General features: G+C 69.3%; 14 protein-coding genes. 7 read left to right on the top strand and 7 right to left on the bottom strand.

Annotated features, from left to right (window positions below; genetic code table 11):
- Positions 1 to 340: 340 nt before the first annotated feature.
- Positions 341 to 2059, bottom strand: a complete 1719-nt coding sequence (locus tag H610_RS0106625) for a tannase/feruloyl esterase family alpha/beta hydrolase (protein ID WP_051231546.1) — start codon at positions 2057 to 2059, stop codon at positions 341 to 343.
- Between the two features lie 211 nt (positions 2060 to 2270).
- On the opposite strand from H610_RS0106625, the gene H610_RS0106620 reads away from it, so the two are divergent.
- The 4 genes from H610_RS0106620 (at position 2271) to H610_RS0106605 (ending at position 5416) form a co-directional block, all read left to right on the top strand.
- Entirely contained in the window at positions 2271 to 2636 is a 366-nt protein-coding gene (locus tag H610_RS0106620) for a YgaP-like transmembrane domain (protein ID WP_028238955.1), read from the top strand.
- A 172-nt stretch (positions 2637 to 2808) separates the two neighbouring features.
- The gene (locus H610_RS0106615; RefSeq protein ID WP_028238954.1) at positions 2809 to 3537 is read left to right on the top strand and encodes a hypothetical protein; all 729 of its coding nucleotides are present in this window, start codon (positions 2809 to 2811) and stop codon (positions 3535 to 3537) included.
- A gap of 167 nt (positions 3538 to 3704) precedes the next feature.
- Positions 3705 to 4751, top strand: a complete 1047-nt coding sequence (locus tag H610_RS23360; RefSeq protein ID WP_084166383.1) for a TerC family protein — start codon at positions 3705 to 3707, stop codon at positions 4749 to 4751.
- A gap of 44 nt (positions 4752 to 4795) precedes the next feature.
- Entirely contained in the window at positions 4796 to 5416 is a 621-nt protein-coding gene (locus H610_RS0106605; protein WP_028238953.1) for a DedA family protein, read from the top strand.
- 114 nt (positions 5417 to 5530) lie between these two features.
- Here H610_RS0106605 and H610_RS0106600 read toward each other — a convergent pair whose 3' ends face one another.
- A complete protein-coding gene (locus tag H610_RS0106600) occupies positions 5531 to 5917 on the bottom strand; it encodes a carboxymuconolactone decarboxylase family protein (RefSeq protein ID WP_028238952.1) in 387 nt (128 codons plus the stop codon).
- 288 nt (positions 5918 to 6205) lie between these two features.
- On the opposite strand from H610_RS0106600, the gene H610_RS0106595 reads away from it, so the two are divergent.
- Positions 6206 to 8068 carry a pyruvate kinase gene (locus H610_RS0106595; protein ID WP_028238951.1) on the top strand — a complete coding sequence of 621 codons (1863 nt, stop codon included), beginning with the start codon at positions 6206 to 6208 and terminating at the stop codon, positions 8066 to 8068.
- A gap of 20 nt (positions 8069 to 8088) precedes the next feature.
- Here the strand turns inward: H610_RS0106595 and H610_RS0106590 are convergent, their stop codons facing one another.
- Positions 8089 to 8844, bottom strand: coding sequence for an SDR family NAD(P)-dependent oxidoreductase (locus tag H610_RS0106590; RefSeq protein ID WP_028238950.1), 756 nt, complete (start codon positions 8842 to 8844; stop codon positions 8089 to 8091).
- A 138-nt stretch (positions 8845 to 8982) separates the two neighbouring features.
- Here H610_RS0106590 and H610_RS0106585 point away from each other — a divergent pair, with 138 nt between their 5' ends.
- Together H610_RS0106585 and H610_RS0106580 are read left to right on the top strand one after the other, a co-directional pair.
- Positions 8983 to 9891 carry an AraC family transcriptional regulator gene (locus H610_RS0106585; protein WP_028238949.1) on the top strand — a complete coding sequence of 303 codons (909 nt, stop codon included), beginning with the start codon at positions 8983 to 8985 and terminating at the stop codon, positions 9889 to 9891.
- 25 nt (positions 9892 to 9916) lie between these two features.
- Positions 9917 to 10429 carry a methylated-DNA--[protein]-cysteine S-methyltransferase gene (locus H610_RS0106580; RefSeq protein ID WP_028238948.1) on the top strand — a complete coding sequence of 171 codons (513 nt, stop codon included), beginning with the start codon at positions 9917 to 9919 and terminating at the stop codon, positions 10427 to 10429.
- A gap of 195 nt (positions 10430 to 10624) precedes the next feature.
- Here the strand turns inward: H610_RS0106580 and H610_RS0106575 are convergent, their stop codons facing one another.
- From H610_RS0106575 to H610_RS23355, 4 genes are all read right to left on the bottom strand, one after another.
- Positions 10625 to 11644, bottom strand: a complete 1020-nt coding sequence (locus tag H610_RS0106575) for a hypothetical protein (RefSeq protein WP_028238947.1) — start codon at positions 11642 to 11644, stop codon at positions 10625 to 10627.
- Between the two features lie 667 nt (positions 11645 to 12311).
- Positions 12312 to 12875 carry an NADPH-dependent FMN reductase gene (locus H610_RS0106570; RefSeq protein ID WP_028238946.1) on the bottom strand — a complete coding sequence of 188 codons (564 nt, stop codon included), beginning with the start codon at positions 12873 to 12875 and terminating at the stop codon, positions 12312 to 12314.
- A gap of 224 nt (positions 12876 to 13099) precedes the next feature.
- Complete coding sequence (locus tag H610_RS0106565) at positions 13100 to 13441, bottom strand: zinc ribbon domain-containing protein YjdM (protein ID WP_028238945.1); 342 nt, start codon at positions 13439 to 13441, stop codon at positions 13100 to 13102.
- A 75-nt stretch (positions 13442 to 13516) separates the two neighbouring features.
- Positions 13517 to 15907 (bottom strand): sensor histidine kinase, encoded by a 2391-nt coding sequence (locus H610_RS23355; RefSeq protein WP_152529051.1) that lies wholly within the window; start codon positions 15905 to 15907, stop codon positions 13517 to 13519.
- Between the last annotated feature and the right edge of the window lie 35 nt (positions 15908 to 15942).

Raw genomic sequence — 15942 nt, 5'->3', positions numbered from 1 at the left:
AGCACCGTTTGACGATTGTGTTCGCTGCCGGCGCATGTCTGTGACGCCCGTTGTGGCCGAGGCAGGCAATCTGGTCGCGCGCCGGCTCGGCGTTTTGGGGGGGCTTGTTCGTGGCCATAAAAAGCGGGTGGCACCTACCGAATCCTGTGGGAGGCCGCGCCCTCGCGGCGACTGCGGGCCAAGCGACCCGGACTCGCGAATGGGGGAACTCGGCAATCGTCGGGTGGGCGGGGCGGCGCTCCGCTTCAGTCCACAGGGCAAAGCGGCCACCCACGGCGTGGTCGAGGGTGGGCTGAAGCCCACCCTACAAGCCAGTCGCCCGCTCCTACAGGTCGGGTGATCAGCGCCCGCCCACGCCGGCCTTGACGCAGACGAAGCTCTCCGCCGCGTTCACGTCGCCCTTGCCGCGGTACTTCGGCCAGGCCGGGTAGTCGCACAGCGGGCGGGTGCGGCCGGGGACGGCGAAGGTGTCGGTGACCACCTGGCGGCGCGGCGGGCGGCCCTGTTCGACCCAGGCCTCCAGCGCGCCGAGCGAGTCCCAGGCGGCGTTGAACACGGTGCTCGCCGCGTGCGCGTAGCCGGGGATCTCGTAATAGCGGACGAACTGCCAGGTGCGCCCGCGGCCCATGTCGCGCTGCAGCCGCTCGTAGTAGTCGGCGGAGGCGCGGGTGCTCACCAGCTGGTCGGAGGTACCGTGCGCCAGCAGCAGCTTGCCGCCGTTGCGGGCGAAGGCGCTCAGGTCGGTTTCGACCACGTCCTGCCGCAGCGACAGCTCGCTGATCCGCGCGGCCCAGGGCCCAGGGTTGGCCGGGTCCAGCGTCAGCGAGTTGAAGGTCGGGTTGCGTGTCACGAAGTGGCGCACCCACTCGTCCCAGAAGCCCGAATGGTAGGGCGCGCCCTCGGCGAAGCCGGTGCCGTGCACCGGCATCGGGTAGGTCGGCTGCAGGGTGTTCAGGCCCAGGCGGTTGACCAGCGCCTGCACGCCCTCGCCCGGCCGGCCCCAGTCGGTGCCCCAGGTGTTGAAGCCCGGATAGCCGCGCTCGCCGCTGGCCATCCGGAAGTTGAAGCGGATCGGCGTGTCGAGCACCCGGAAGGACTCGATCTGCGCATCGGACAGGCAGTCGCTGCCGCTGTTGGCGCCGCCCGGGCAGCGCAGCGGGCGGCCGTTGAGGGTGGCCCTGGCCGGATCGAAGCGTGCGTTGCAGGCGGCCTGGTGGCTGATGATGCGGTCCTGCACGCCGTCCAGGCCGTCGCAGGCCTGCATCGCCGCTTCCAGCAGGGCGGCGCGCTGCGTGAGGCTCGGATAGGCATCCGGCCGGGCCAGCGCGCGGGTGATGCGGCCGATCTGCAGGTCCAGCGCGGCGGCGTTGTAGGCCGGGTAGAGGGCGATCGCGCCCTGGAAGTCGGTCGGCCACTTCTGCACCACGGCGAAGGCCTCGCGCCCGCCGGTGGAGCCGCCGGCGAAGTAGCTGCGCTCCGGGGCGCGGCCGTAACGCCGTTCGATCAGGAACATGGCGGTGTCGCGGGTCTTCTTCAGCGCATCGTGGGCGTAGTTGGCCAGCGCCTCCTCGTTCCAGGCGAAGTCGCCGGGGCTCAGCGGGTTGGCGGTGTGCCCCGAATCGCTGCCGAACACCGCATAGCCGCGCCCGAGCGGCACCGGCCGATCCACCGGGCCGGCCGGGATATTGCCGGCCACGTTGGGAATGGTGCCGTTGTAGCCGCCCCCGCCGAGCATCAACGCCCGGCGGTTCCAGTCCTCGGGCAGCGCCAGGCGCATGCGGATGGGCGGCGCGGCGGTATCGACCGGCAGAATGTCCGCCGACAGCTCGCAGTAGGCGCCGTAGGTCTGCGGCGCGGTGCCGCCGGCCGGCATCGGGACGGCCGCGGTGACGCGGGCGCCGCGGGTGGGCAGGCCGATGGCGTCTGCCGGAATCGACAGGCCGGCGAGGCTTGCGCAGGATGCGGCGAGGGCTGGCTCGGCGACGGCCAGGGCGAGCGGAACGAGCAACCACGGGCGCACGAACGCGGCGCCGCGTGAGCGGGGGTCACGGCAGTTCATGATGGCCTTTCCTTCTTGTTGTTGTGATCGGGTGGCGAGAAGCCACAGCCAGGCGCTCGGACCGATGACTACCCGGGCCCAAGATTGAGAGCCGAACACCTGCCGGCTGTTCGGCTTGCCCGGCGGCAGCCGATGAGCGGTCGCCGGCCGGCCCGGAACGGCTGTCCGTGGCGGCAGTCATCTGCTTGGATCACCCCAGCGGAGACCTTTCATGAACCGACTGTTCGACAAGACCACACCGCAGAACGTCCACGGCTGGGAGCGCACCGCCTCGGTGGCCGGCGGCCTGATGCTGCTCGGCCGCGGCCTGCGCCGCGGCGGGCTGGGCGGCATGCTGCAGCTGGCGCTCGGCGGCATGGCGCTGGTGCGCGGCATGACCGGCCGCTGCGAGGCCAAGCGCATCCTCAGCGAAAGCCACCCACAACCGTCGCGGCAGGCTGCGCTGGACCAGCGCTACAGCCACATGCCGCTGGATTCGGAGGTGCACAGCCCGGACTTCGAGCGCGCCGAGGTCGAGCTGCCCGACACCACTACCATGGGCATAGAGCGCCAGTCGCCGCCTTCGCCATTGCGCTGAGGCAGGTGCCGCCCTGCGCGTGCCATGGCGGCAGCGCGCTGGATACGCGCGGGCTGGTCGCCGGCGGCCAGCCTTCCGCGACAGGCCGGTGCCTGCTCGCGTACAGGAATCCCTTGGACGGGCGGTCCGGTAGCAGGCCGCAAGCCTGTCCCGGCCGCGTTGGAGCCTGCAGATGCGCAATCTGGATTTCAGTTCCTGGGAGGGACTGCTGACAACGCTGTTGGGGCTGGCCGTGATCACGGTGATCGGGGTGGGTATCCGCTTGCTCGTCATGCAGACGGTGCAACAGCGACGCGAGCGCGAAAACCGCCAGATCAACGAGCGTCTGCGCACGCTCATAGCGGCCTACAAGACGCTGGGCGGCTCCTTTACCGGCAACCTCGAGGTGGATCCCACACACCTGCGCGATCTTCGCCGCAGGAAGGATGACGCGACGGTTACCGAAACGGTGATGGTCAATGCCGATGTCATGCTGGACCCGGCGATAGTGGCCGAGCCGGGCAGCGAATGGACCGGCGGCGATCGATCTCGGCGGGTGCGCGACTCCGTCGAAGCCGCCTTGTCGGACATCATCCTGCTGGGCACCGAGGAACAGGTACGGCTGGCGGCCAGGGCCGCGTCCGAACTGGCCGCCGGACGCCCGATACATACCGCCGAACTGGTCATCCACCTGCGTGACTTCATCCGCAGCGTGCTCGACCTGGACCCGATACCCACCCAGGTTTCGATCCCGAAACAGGGCCCGGTCCGCCCCGCCTCCTCGTCGCGCGCAAAGGGCGGAAAGGACGAGGCGAGACAAGGTACAGGCAAAGGCGGGGGAGGGGGCGGAGCCGGCGGTGGCGGCGGCATGGCCCTTGGCGCAGACCTCCAGACCGGGAGCCAGCGGGACCCGCACCCTTGAGCTGCGCCGCCAGACGCCGGCCTCTCGGCAATAATCTGTAATAAGCGGCTGTTGAGACGCCGCCCGCAGTGCAATAGCTTGTCTGGCGTGACGCCGGGCCCCTCTGACGGTGGTGAACCGCCATGTCGGAGTCACAGTTGATCAATTCGACTGTAGGAGGGGCTCGCATGGCCCACGTTCTGTTCGCCGATTTCCTCGGCACCGCCGCCTGGCTGTGGTTTTCCTTTCTGGCGATCGTCGCCGTCCTGCTGGCTTTCGATCTTGGCGTCCTGCACCGTCGCGAACGGGAGATCGACGTCAAGGAAAGCCTGTTGCTGTCCGCCGGCTACATCACCATCGCGCTGCTGTTCGCCATCTGGGTGTGGGTCCAGAAGGGCGGCGACGCCAGTCTCATGTACCTCACGGGGTTTCTCGTGGAGAAGTCGCTGTCGATGGACAACGTCTTCGTCATCGCGCTCATCTTCGGCTTTCTCGGTGTGCCCCGGCGTTACCAGCATCGCGTGCTGTTCTGGGGCATCCTCGGGGTCATCGTCCTCAGGGCGCTGCTGATCGGTATCGGGGCGGCGCTGGTCCACGAGTTCGACTGGATACTCTACGTCTTCGGCGCCTTCCTGCTGCTGACCGGGCTGAAGATGCTGTTCTCCCGCCTTGACGAGCAGCCCGACCTGGCGAGCAACCGCTTCATTCGCTTCGTGCGCGGTCACCTGCGCATCACCGACCAGCTGCATGGCAACCGGTTCTTCGTGCGCCTCGCCGACGCCAGCGGGCGCCGCGTCCTCTGGGGCACGCCGCTCGTCCTGGCGCTGATACTGATCGAGTGCGCGGACCTGGTCTTCGCGGTGGACAGCGTGCCCGCCATCTTCGCCATCACCCAGGACCCCTTCATCGTCTACACCTCCAACATCTTCGCCGTGCTAGGGCTGCGCGCGCTCTACTTCGCGCTGGCCGCACTGCTGCACCGCTTCGCCTACCTGAAATACGCGCTGGCGCTGGTGCTCGTGTTCATCGGCGGCAAGATCTTCCTTGTCGGCATCATCGGCAAGATTCCGCCAGCGGTGTCGCTGACCGTCACGCTCGCCCTGCTGCTGGGCGGGGTGGTCGTTTCCCTCTACAAGACGCGCAATCGGCCGATCGTCAACGCGTCATCGCCAGGTGAAACGGAGGCGCATGCCACCCCTCGTGAACCTTCCGGGCACCCTGGCGGACCAAGCTGATCCGTGCCCGCCAAATCCGATCAATCCTTGCCAGGACTATTTCCGTGTTCGAATCGCTTACCGGCCTGATAGAGCAGGGCGGCTACATCGGCATCGTGCTGCTGATGTTCGCCGAGAACCTGTTTCCGCCCATCCCCTCGGAAGTCATCATGCCGCTGGCCGGGTTTCTCGCCGCGCGCGGCGAGCTCAACCTCGTCGGCGTGGTGCTCGCTGGCACGCTGGGCTCTTTCCTGGGTGCGCTGCCTTGGTATTTCGCCGGCGCGCTGCTCGGTGAACAGCGCATGCGCCGCCTAGCGCAACGCTTCGGGCGCTGGTTGACGCTGGCCCCGGACGACGTCAGCGAGGCGTGCCTCTGGTTCCAGGCGCACGGCCGCAAGGCGGTGTTCTTCGGCCGGCTGGTGCCCGCCATACGCACCCTCATTTCCGTGCCTGCCGGGATCGCGCGCATGCGCCTGGGCGCCTTCGTGTTCTATACGGTGCTGGGTTCGCTGGTGTGGACCTTCCTGCTGGCTCTGCTCGGTTACCTGCTGCACGCCGAGTATCACCGCGTCGCCGACTACCTCGACCCCGGCTCGAAGATCGTGCTGGCGGTCATCGGCGTCGTCTATCTGTACCGCCTGTTCACCTTCAAGGACCGCCCGGGCGAGGTCAGCACCCAAGACTAGACGGCCGCTCCGTCATTGCCGGGATAGCCGCGTTTCCCGGCGCGCGGCCCAGGACACGCGAGACGGACGTGTGCATGGGCACTTCCTCAGGTGTGGGGCTGGCCGTTCGAGGCCTCAGGCCCGCTCGGCTTCCCAGGCCTTGATCGCCTCGCTGGCGACGCGGAACCCGGCCAGCGCGAGCGGCACGCCGCAGTAGATCGCCGCCTGCATGAGCACGGCGCGTATCTCTTCCTTGGTCACCCCGTTGGTCAGCGCGCCCTTCACGTGAACGCCCAGTTCATGGTGCTGGCTCATGGCGGTGAGCATGGCGAGGTTGAGCATGCTGCGGGTCTTGAACGGCAGCGTCTCGTCGCCCCAGATCTCTCCCCAGCAATACTGGGTGACCAGTTCCTGCATGGGTCTGTTGAACTCATCCGCGGCCGCCCAGGATCGTTCGACGTGCTCGGCGCCGAGCACGGCCTTGCGGTTGGCGAAACCCTTGTCGAACGTTTCGTTTGTCATGGTGACCTCTCTTATTCGCTGTGGTGTCGTGCCTTGCGGACCTTTGTGCCAGCCAGCGGGCCGGCGCAGATCCGGCTGTCGCGGCAGAGCGACCGATCATGGCCTGCGCCTGGCAGGGTAATCGGGAATGGGGCGAGCGTCTCTCCTCCCAGGCGATCGTTGCCTCGCTGAGTCCCGGCTGCCTTTTCTCCGGCAGCCGTCCATCGCCTGTCATGAAACTGCCCCTTCGCGCGGCGAGTCTGTCGATAGCCGTAGGCGGCCCAGGGCCGCATGCTCCGGAGATTCCCGATGCCGAAACAGACACCGGTCCGTTCATCCGCGGGCTCGCGTTCCGAACAGCTGCTTGCGCCGCTCGAACGGCTGCGTGAGGAAATGACCAGCACCGCCTGTCTGGCGCCGCTGGAGAGGATGCCGCTCGATCCGACCTACCGGCAGAGCGCCGAGAACCTGCTGCAGTACCTCTGTCTGCGTCGCCACGAGGTGCGCGACCTGCAGGCGCAACTGGCGCAGCTGGGGCTGTCGTCGCTCGGGCGCTCGGAGGCGGCGACGCTCGCCGCGGTGACGGCGGTGATCGGCATCCTGCGGCGGCTCGAGCACCCGGATGCCGAGACCCCCGTCATGCCGGCGCTGGGCTTGAGCGAGGGCGAGCGGCTGCTGGAGGCGCACACCCGGGCGCTGTTCGGGCAGCCCCAGTCCGAGCGGCCGGTGCGGATCATGGTGACGCTGCCTTCCGAGGCGGCGCGCGACGGCCGGCTGATCGAGGCGCTGGTGCGGCAAGGCATGGATTGCGCGCGCATCAACTGCGCGCACGACGAGCCGGCCAGCTGGCGCGCGATGATCGAGCACGTGCGCGCGGCGGAAAAACGCGTGGGGCGTGCCTGCAAGGTCACCCTCGACCTCGCCGGGCCCAAGCTGCGCACCGGTCCCATCGCCACCGCGCCGGGCGTGTGCAAGGTGCGGCCCCGGCGCGATGCCTACGGGCAGGTGGCCAGCCCGGCGCGGGTGCGCCTGGCCTGGGAGGCGGCGGATGCAGAGGATGCCGGCGCCGACGCGCGGTTGCCCATCGCCGGCGACGAGGCGGTGAAGTTCCGCCCCGGCGATACCTTGAAATTCCGCGATGCGCGGTGCTCGAAGCGGAGCATGACGGTGGTCGCCGCGGAGCCGGGCGGCTGCCTGGTGGAGCTGTGCAAGACCGCCTATTTCATCAGCGGCCTGCGGCTCAGGCACCTGCGGGCGGGCAAGACGCTCGGCCGCCTGCGCGTCGGCGAGCTGCCCCCGCGCGAGCAGCACCTGCGGCTCCGCGTCGGCGACACGCTGGTGCTGACCGCCGACACCCGTGCGGTCGAGCCGCCGTCCGAAGGCGAAGCCGCGCGCATCGGCTGCACGCCGCCGCAGGTGTTGGCGGCCGTCGCCGAGGGCGATCCGGTGTGGTTCGATGACGGCAAGATCGGCGCCCGGGTGGAGGCGGCCTCCACCGAGGCGCTGACCCTGCGTATCACCCAGGTCGCGCACGCCAGCGGCTGCGCCAGGCTCGCTCGCGACAAGGGCATCAACTTCCCCGACAGCGACCTGCCGGTGCGCGCGCCTACCGAGGAGGACCTGGAAACGCTGGCCTTCGCCGCCGAGCATGCCGACATCGTCGAGATGTCCTTCGCCAACCGCGCCGAGGATGTGGTCGTCCTGCTCGATCACCTGGCGAACCTCAGGGCCGACCATCTGGGCGTGGTGCTGAAGATCGAGACCCGCGCCGGCTTCGAGAACCTGCCCGCCATGCTGCTGGCCGGCATGCGCCTGGCGCGCTTCGGGGTGATGATCGCGCGTGGCGACCTGGCGGTGGAGAGCGGCTTCGAGCGCTTGGCCGAGGTCCAGGAAGAGATGCTGTGCCTGTGCGAGGCGGCACACGTGCCGGTGATCTGGGCCACCCAGGTGCTCGAGAGCCTGGCCAAGAAGGGCGCGCCCTCGCGCTCGGAGATCACCGATGCGGCGATGGGCGTGCGCGCCGAGTGCGTGATGCTGAACAAGGGGCCGTACATCCTCAAGGCGCTGACGACCCTGGACGACGTGCTGCGGCGCATGCGCGGGCACCGCAGCAAGAAGCGCGACCTGCTGCGGCCGCTGCGGGTGGCGGCGCTGGCCGGCGCGAAAACCTGACCGGCGCCGCCACCCGCCACTCAGAGGCCCTGGCCGCCGGACACCTCGATGCGCTGGGCGTTGACCCAGCGATTGGCCTCGGACAGCAGGCTGGCGATCATCGGCCCGATGTCGTCCGGCACGCCGACCCGGCCAAGTGCGGTCATCTGCGCGAACTGCCTGTTCAGCGCCGGGTCGTCGCGCACCACGCCACCGCCGAAGTCGGTCTCGATGGCACCGGGCGCGACCGTGTTGACGGCGATGCCGCGCTCGCCGAGCTCCCTGGCCATGTAGCGGGTCAGCACCTCGACCGCGCCCTTGACCGCGGCGTATACCGAGTAGCCGGGTGCGCAAATGTGGGTCAGCCCGGACGACAGGTTGACGATCCGGCCGCCGTCGGCGAGCAGCGGCAGCAAGGTCTGGGTGAGGAAGAACACGCCCTTGAAATGCACGTTGACCAGCCCGTCGAACTGCGCTTCGCTCGTCTGTTCGAGCGCGGCGTATTCGCCATGGCCGGCGTTGTTCACCAGGTGGTCGAAGGTCTCGCGCTGCCAGTGCTGGCGCAGTGCGCCGCGCAACGCCTCGGCGAAGGGCGCGAAGGCGGCGACGTCGCCGGTGTCCAGCCTGAGGGCGACGGCCTTGCGACCCAGCGTGGCGATCTCGGCGACCACCGCCTCGGCTTCCTCGCGGCGGCTATGGTAGGTGAGCACGACGTCGCCGCCATGACGCGCAATGCTGAGCGCGGTGTTGCGGCCGAGGCCGCGGCTGCCGCCGGTGACGAGGGTGATCTTGGTCATGCTGCTGTTCCTCTGCGAGTGGGTGACGGCTTCATGGTGCCGCCGGAGTGCAGGACCGGGTTGCCGGAACCTCGAAGACCTTTGCCTGATCCTCCAGAAGTACGTGCAACGTCACGCGCACCCGCCTAGGCTTGCCCCATGACCACACTCCTCGACGCCGCCCGACGCCATGCAGACACCTGTGCCGATCAGGAAGGCCTGGCGCGCACGCCCCTGCCCGGCCTCGCGGTGGTGCGCGCGACCGCCCCCAGCGGCCTGCTGCACACGATTTCCCGGCCGCTCGTTTGCCTGGTACTGCAGGGCAGCAAGCAGGTCGCCATGGGCGCGCAGGTGTTCACCTTTGGCGCCGGCGACTCCCTGCTGATCAGCGCCGACGTGCCCATCGTCAGCCAGATCACCCGCGCCAGCCTCGGCGCGCCCTATCTGTCGCTGGTACTGGAACTGGACCAGGCGCTGATCGCCGACCTGGCGATGGAGATGAGCGCGCAATCCGACGCCGACGGCTCGCCGGTGCGGGTGGAACCCACCGACGCCGAGGTGGCGGATGCGGCGCTGCGCCTGCTGCGCATGCTCGACCGTCCGGCATCGATTCCGGTGCTGCGGGCGCAACTGATGCGCGAGCTGCACTACTGGCTGCTGGCCGGGCGGCACGGTGCCGCCCTGCGGCGGCTCGGCTGGCCGGACGCTCAGGCGCAACGGGTGGCCCGCGCGGTCGCCGTGCTGCGTGCCGAATTCGCCCGGCCGCTGCCGGTCGAGCGCCTGGCGGCGGTGGTGGGCATGAGTCCGTCGGCTTTCCACCAGCACTTCCGGGCGGCGACCTCGCTGTCGCCGCTGCAGTTCCAGAAACGGCTGCGCCTGATCGAGGCGCGGCGGCTGATGCTGTCCGAAGGCGTGAGCGCCAGCCGCGCGGCCTTCGAAGTGGGCTACGAGAGCGTCTCCCAGTTCACCCGCGAATACGGCCGCCTGTTCGGCCTGCCCCCGGTCCGCGAGATCAGGGTCGCCCGCGAGCGGGTGAGCGGCCCGGCGCGCGAGCTGTCGGTGAGCTGAGGTTGAGCCAAAGGGGGCGGGGGCCATGTACTACAGCGAGATGAATTCGCCGGTCGGCAACCTGCTTCTGCTGGGCGACGGCACCGCCCTGACCGGGCTCTACATGCACGATCAGAAATACCGCCCGCCGCTGCCCGCTGGCTGCCGGCGCGACGACCGGCTGTTCGCGCCGGTGCGGGCACAGCTGGAGGCCTACTTCGCCGGCGAGCGGCGCCGCTTCGATGTGCGGCTGTCACCGCGGGGCACCCCGTTCCAGCAGGCCGTCTGGCAGGCGCTGTGCGACATCCCCTACGGCGCGACCGAGTCCTATGGTGCCCTGGCCGCGCGCATCGGCCGGCAGGGCGCGTCACGCGCGGTTGGCCTCGCCAATGGCCACAACCCCATCGGCATCATCGTGCCGTGCCACCGCGTACTCGGCGCCGATGGCTCGCTCACCGGCTATGGCGGCGGAATCGAGCGCAAACGCTGGCTGCTCGACTGCGAAAGGCGCCATGCGGCGGCCGGGCAGCTGTCGTTCGACTTGCCCGGGCTTGACTAGGGGGCGTTCGCGGTCGAGACCCCACGAGGCGCTCTTGTGGGAGCGCCCTCGGCCGCGAATGGCATTCCCTCATCCGGCCCTGCGGGCCACCTTCTCCCGCGGGGAGAAGGGAAAGGCACGGCGTTGCCTGCGATTTCGGCGAGCACCTGTAGGAGCAGGCTCTGCCTGCGATTGACCGCGCCGGGCCCCGTGCGGCTACTGCTGGGTGACCGTGGCGAGGTTGCCTGTGCCTGACTGGAGGAGGGAGGCCATCTGGCCTCCAGACATAGGGGCCGATACCTGTAGAAGAGCCGCCTCGTTCAGGTTGCCGGACTGGTTGATCTCTGCGCTGAGCGGCGCGCCGAATCCGCCGTTCTGTGTGGCCGTGATGATGTTGCCGTCGCCGGTCTGGTCGATGCTGATCCCGGAGTCCCAGCCTTCCTGGGTCACGGTCACTTCGTTGAGATTCCCCTTCGTCGTTCCCCCTATGCCCATGCTGATGCCGGACTGGCCTATGTCCACATGGTTGGAATTCCCGACTTGCGCGAAGGTTATTAAGCTGTGTCCACCCTGCTCGATAAGCGCGTTGTTGCTGACACCGATCTGGTCCAGGTAAATGGAAGCGCCCATGTCGTCGCCGCCCTGGTTGATCGTTGCCTGGTTGTCGACGCCGTCCTGAGTCACCGACAGGCCTGACAGGGTGCCGCTCGGCGAGAGCTGATGGATGAGCGCGAAGTTGTCGGTGCCGCGCTGCAACACCAACGCGGTGCTGGCCCAGAGCTGGGTGACGTCGGCGAAGTTGCCGTCGCCCTCCTGGACCGCATGCAGGGAATTGAGATAGCCGGACTGCTGAACGTACAGGGTATTGGCCTCGCCCAATTGCGAGGCGTCCACCCATAGCACGTCGCCCCGTTGATCGATGCTCGCCAGATTTCCGGTGCCGTCCTGTTCGACATTGGTGTGGCTATTGCCCCAGCTGCTCGCCTGATAGACCCTGGCCCAGTTGTCCTGCCCCGTCTGGGTGATCGCGGCGTCGCTGTCAATGCCGGTCTGGTAGACCTGCACGTAGTGGCCGGTTCCGCTCTGGCCCGAGTTCGCCGACAGCCCCGTGCCGGTCTGGTAAATCTCGGAGATGTGGTTCTCGCCGGTCTGGACCTGCCCGGCGCTGTTCTCGGCGGCGATGGCGCCCTGGCAGATACAGGCCAGCGCCAGTGCGGTGGTGAGCTTGTCGTACATGCCTGCGGCTCCCTTCCAGGTGGTGGAATCCGGAGTTAAGGCAAGCGGCCGCGCCTGTGCCATCGACCGATGGATTGAAAAGCGCCGAGCGGGGACTTAGACCCCAGGGCTGCGCCTGTGGGAGTCGCGCCCTCGCGGCGATCGTTCGTGGTCGAGACCGCTCCCACAAGGTGCGCGCAGGAAGACGGTGCTCAGTGGGAGCGGCCTCGGCCGCGAATGGCATTCCCTCATCCAGCCCTGCGGGCCACCTTCTCCCGAGGGGAGAAGGGAAAGGCGCGGGGCGTTGCCTGCCGCTTCGGCGAGCACCTGTAGGAGCAGGCTCTGCCTGCGACCGCCCAGCGCCATGCCGGATGCCAGCACAGAGCTCTCCCCCCAGGGGAGAAGGGAAAGGCACGGCGTTGCCTGCCGCTTCGGCGAGCACCTGTAGGAGCAGGCTCTGCCTGCGACCGCCCAGCGCCATGCCGGATGCCAGCACAGAGCTCTCCCCCCAGGGGAGAAGGGAAAGGCACGGCGTTGCCTGCCACCCCGGCATCACCTGTAGAAGCAGGCTCTGCCTGCGACCGGGCCAGCACCGATGCGATGTCGGCGCAGAGCCATCCCCCTCTCCCACCGGGAGAGGGCTGGGGTGAGGGGCTGTGCGCCACCCGCGTTTCCAGAGGCCGGACGGTCAGCGCCCGCCCGCGTGCCGCTCGACCCAGCCGGCGTAGGTGTCGATGAATTTCTGCAGAAACGGGCGTACGCCTTCGCTGGGCTTGCCCTGTTCGTCGAACAGGGTGGCGGCGCCGCCGAGGTAGGCTTCCGGCTGCTGCATCAGCGGCACGTCGAGGAACACCATGCACTGGCGGATGTGGTGGTTGGAGCCGAAGCCGCCCATGGCGCCGGGGGAGGCGGTGATCACCGCGCCGGGCTTGCCGCTGAAGGCGCTCTGGCCATAGGGGCGCGAGCCGACGTCGATGGCGTTCTTCAGCGGCGCGGGGATCGAGCGGTTGTACTCGGGGCTGACGAACAGCAGCGCGTCGGCGGCCTTGAGCTGGTCGCGGAAGCGCACGTACTGGCTCGGCGCCGAGGGGCCGTCGATGTCCTCGTCGTAGAGCGGCAGGTCGCCGATCTCGACGATCTCGAGCTTCAGCGATTCGGGCGCGAGATCGGCCAGGGCGAGGGCCAGTTTGCGGTTGATCGACGCCTTGCGCAGGCTGCCGGCCAGAACGGCGACGGTGTAGACTTTGCTCATGCGGGTGCTCCTGGTGGGTTGCGGTCTAAGGCAGACCACGGCCAGCGGGCGATGCTCAACGCCGTTCACAGCTTCTGCGAAATCCGGCAGGCGAGGCCGGAGCGCGCAATGACTCGAGGCGAATCTGAGGCGGTTGCGCAAAACCCAGCTGCCCGATGTAGAAGGCGCAGGCTGCGCCGGCACCGGTGATCCGCAGCTGCGGGATGACGGCCTGCGGCATGCGCTCAGGCCTTCTTGACGAACTCCGACTTGAGCTTCATCGCGCCGATGCCGTCGATCTTGCAGTCGATGTCATGGTCGCCGTCGACCAGGCGGATGTTCTTGACCTTGGTGCCGACCTTCACCACCAGCGAGGAGCCCTTGACCTTGAGGTCCTTGATCACCGTGACGGTGTCGCCGTCCTGCAGGGGGTTGCCCACCGAATCGCGGATGACCTTGTCGGTCTCGGCGCTCTCGGCGGTCTCGCCAGCGGACCATTCGTGGGCGCATTCCGGGCAGACCAGCAGGGCCCCGTCCTGGTAGGTGTACTCGGAGCTGCATTGCGGGCAGGGTGGCAGGGCGGACATGGGCGGTTCCTTTGCTTGGGGCGGAAAAGCCGGGGATTGTAGCCGATCGCCGCCGGGCCGACCGCGCGGGGGCGGCTAGCGCGTGGCCAGCGCCCGTTCCTCGGCCGGCGGCGGCAGCCAGAGGGTGAAGCGGGAACCCTGGCCGACCTCGCTTTCGACGGTGAGGTCGCCGCCCAGCAGCTGGGCGATCCGCCGGCTGATGGCCAGGCCGATGCCGGCGCCGTGCTGCGCCTCCGGCTCCAGCCGGGTGTATTCCTGGAAGATCAGCTCCTGCTTGTCCGCCGGGATGCCCGGCCCGGTATCGCTGACGCTGACGGCGATCCACGCGCCGGGCCGCGGGCCGCCGGTCTGCACCCGCTGCGCATCCACCGTCACCTGGCTGTTCGGTGCGTACTTGACGCTGTTGGACAGCAGGTTGGCGAGGATCTGGCGCAGCCGCGCCGGGTCGGTGTCGGCCAGCAGGCCGGGCGGAGCCGTCACCTGCAGGGCGAGGCCGGCGGAGGTGGCCTGCGCGTGGAAGTCCTGCACCACCTCTTCCGCGGCCTGGCTGACGTCGGTCATCTCGCAGCGGATGTTCAACTGCCCGGATTCGGCCCGGGCCAGCTCCAGCAGGTCGTCGATCAGGCGCACGGCGGTGCGGATCGCCCGGCGGATGCCCTGCACGCTGTCGGCCTGCCGCGGCGTGAGCGCGCCGATGCGCCCGCTTTCCAGCAGCCAGGCGTGGCCGTCGGCGGCGCTCAGCGGGTTGCGCATGTCGTGGCTGAAGCCGCGCATGAGCCGGGCGCGGCTCTCGGTCACGCGTTCCAGCTCGGTACGCCGGCGCTCGGCCTCGGCGCGCGCCTCCTGCTCGCGCGCCAGCAGCCGCTCGCGCTCCTCTTCCAGCGCCTTGCGCTCGGAAATGTCGGTCAGCGTGCCGATCCAGCGGATGATCTCGCCATCATCGTTGCGCTGCGCCATGGCCTGCCCGAGGAACCAACGGTATTGCCCGTCGAGGCCGCAGAAGCGGTACTCGATGGCGTAGGGCTCGCCGGTTCGCAGCGAATGTTGCCAGCGCGTCGCGGTGCGCTTCCTGTCGTCGGGATGCAGGTATTCCAGCCACCCTTGCCCCTGCGTCTGCTGCAGCCGGGTGCCGGTGTATTCGTACCAGCGGCGGCTGAAGTAGGTGTGGTAGCCGTCCGGGTCGGTGGCCCAGATGTGCTGCGGGATCATCTCCACCAGCAGGCGGTTGAGCGCCTCGCTTTCGCGGATCTGCTCCTCCGTCAGCTTGCGCGCGGTGACGTCGCGCAGGTAAATGGACAGGCCGTCGGCGGTCGGGAAGGCGCGCACGTCGACCCAGGTCTGCAGCGGCGCGTAGTACTCCTCGAACTGCACCGCCTGCTTCGTCTCCATGGCGCGGTGGTACTCGCGGTCGAACACCGCGCCGACCGCATCGGGAAACTCCTGCCACAGGTTGCGCCCGAGCAGCTCGCCGCGCGATCGCCGCAGCAGACGCTCGGCCTCGCGGTTGACGTAGGTGAAGCGCCAGTCCCGGTCCACCGCGGCGAAGGCGTCGTGAATGCTTTCCAGGACGTCGGCGAGCCGTTCGCGGGCCTGCCGTTCGCTGGTCAGCAGCCGCTCGCGCTCGGCCTCGGTGGAATGCAGCACGCTGGCCTGGTGGATGATCAGCCAGACCAGCAGGACGATCAGCGAGACGACCAGCAGCGCCGTGCCGAACTCGAGGTCGATGCGCTCGGCCCCCAGCGCCGCCAGCAGCAGCCAGCCGAGCAGCAGCGGCGCGGCGAAGGCGGCCGGTATCAGCCGGCGCATCAGGTACCCGGAGGCGCTGTCGCTGACGAACAGCCCGGCGCTGCCGCGCGTGGGGTCGACGAACAGCAGGCCCAGCGCCAGCGCGCTGAGCGCGATGCCGGTCGACACGGCGGTACCGCCCCAGTGGTTGAGCCCGTAGAGCACGCTGGCGCCGTAGGCGTGGCCGACCAGGCCGGCGAAGGCGACCACCAGGGTGGCCGCGGCGCCGGCGCCGGCCCAGCGTCGCGCCCATTCGCAGCGGCTGCCGAGTGCGATCAGCGCGGCGCCGGCGAGCAGCAGGCCCAGGCCGCTGGCCGGGCCGGGCCGCATGCGCAGCCAGTGGTCGTTCTCCAGTATGTCGCCCCAGCCGGCGAGGTATTCGCCGAGGGTGAAGATGCCCGCCGCCATGGCCCCCGCCGCGGCCAGGCAGCCCAGGCGGCGGGCGCCGGCGCCACGCGGCGGACGGACCAGCAGCAGGGCCGCCGCCGCCAGCAGGATGCCGATGGCCACCAGCGGCACCATGACCGGCGGCCCGACGCCAGCGACCGGCGTTTCGCCACGCCAGCGGTTGGCCAGGGCGCCGATCGCGATCAGCGCAGCCACGGCGGCGCCGGCCGGCGCGATCAGCCCGGCGGGAATCGCCCGGTGAGGGGTGGTTCTGGTTTTCGCCTGCTTGGCCATGAACACCTGTCTCGCGTGTGTGAGAAGGAGGATCC

The sequence above is a fragment of the Stutzerimonas azotifigens DSM 17556 genome (assembly GCF_000425625.1).
Taxonomy (GTDB): Bacteria; Pseudomonadota; Gammaproteobacteria; order Pseudomonadales; family Pseudomonadaceae; genus Stutzerimonas; species Stutzerimonas azotifigens.
Note: the sequence above shows the minus strand (reverse complement) of the source record. Positions and strands in the feature narration are given on the sequence as shown.

Excerpts from the sequence above, each read along its gene's own strand:
- H610_RS0106625 (WP_051231546.1), bottom strand. The coding sequence starts at position 2,059 with ATGAACTGCCGTGACCCCCGCTCACGCGGCGCCGCGTTCGTGCGCCCG.
- H610_RS0106620 (WP_028238955.1), top strand. The coding sequence starts at position 2,271 with ATGAACCGACTGTTCGACAAGACCACACCGCAGAACGTCCACGGCTGG.
- H610_RS0106615 (WP_028238954.1), top strand. The coding sequence starts at position 2,809 with ATGCGCAATCTGGATTTCAGTTCCTGGGAGGGACTGCTGACAACGCTG.
- H610_RS23360 (WP_084166383.1), top strand. The coding sequence starts at position 3,705 with ATGGCCCACGTTCTGTTCGCCGATTTCCTCGGCACCGCCGCCTGGCTG.
- H610_RS0106600 (WP_028238952.1), bottom strand. The coding sequence starts at position 5,917 with ATGACAAACGAAACGTTCGACAAGGGTTTCGCCAACCGCAAGGCCGTG.
- H610_RS0106595 (WP_028238951.1), top strand. The coding sequence starts at position 6,206 with ATGCCGAAACAGACACCGGTCCGTTCATCCGCGGGCTCGCGTTCCGAA.
- H610_RS0106590 (WP_028238950.1), bottom strand. The coding sequence starts at position 8,844 with ATGACCAAGATCACCCTCGTCACCGGCGGCAGCCGCGGCCTCGGCCGC.
- H610_RS0106585 (WP_028238949.1), top strand. The coding sequence starts at position 8,983 with ATGACCACACTCCTCGACGCCGCCCGACGCCATGCAGACACCTGTGCC.
- H610_RS0106580 (WP_028238948.1), top strand. The coding sequence starts at position 9,917 with ATGTACTACAGCGAGATGAATTCGCCGGTCGGCAACCTGCTTCTGCTG.
- H610_RS0106575 (WP_028238947.1), bottom strand. The coding sequence starts at position 11,644 with ATGTACGACAAGCTCACCACCGCACTGGCGCTGGCCTGTATCTGCCAG.
- H610_RS0106570 (WP_028238946.1), bottom strand. The coding sequence starts at position 12,875 with ATGAGCAAAGTCTACACCGTCGCCGTTCTGGCCGGCAGCCTGCGCAAG.
- H610_RS0106565 (WP_028238945.1), bottom strand. The coding sequence starts at position 13,441 with ATGTCCGCCCTGCCACCCTGCCCGCAATGCAGCTCCGAGTACACCTAC.
- H610_RS23355 (WP_152529051.1), bottom strand. The coding sequence starts at position 15,907 with ATGGCCAAGCAGGCGAAAACCAGAACCACCCCTCACCGGGCGATTCCC.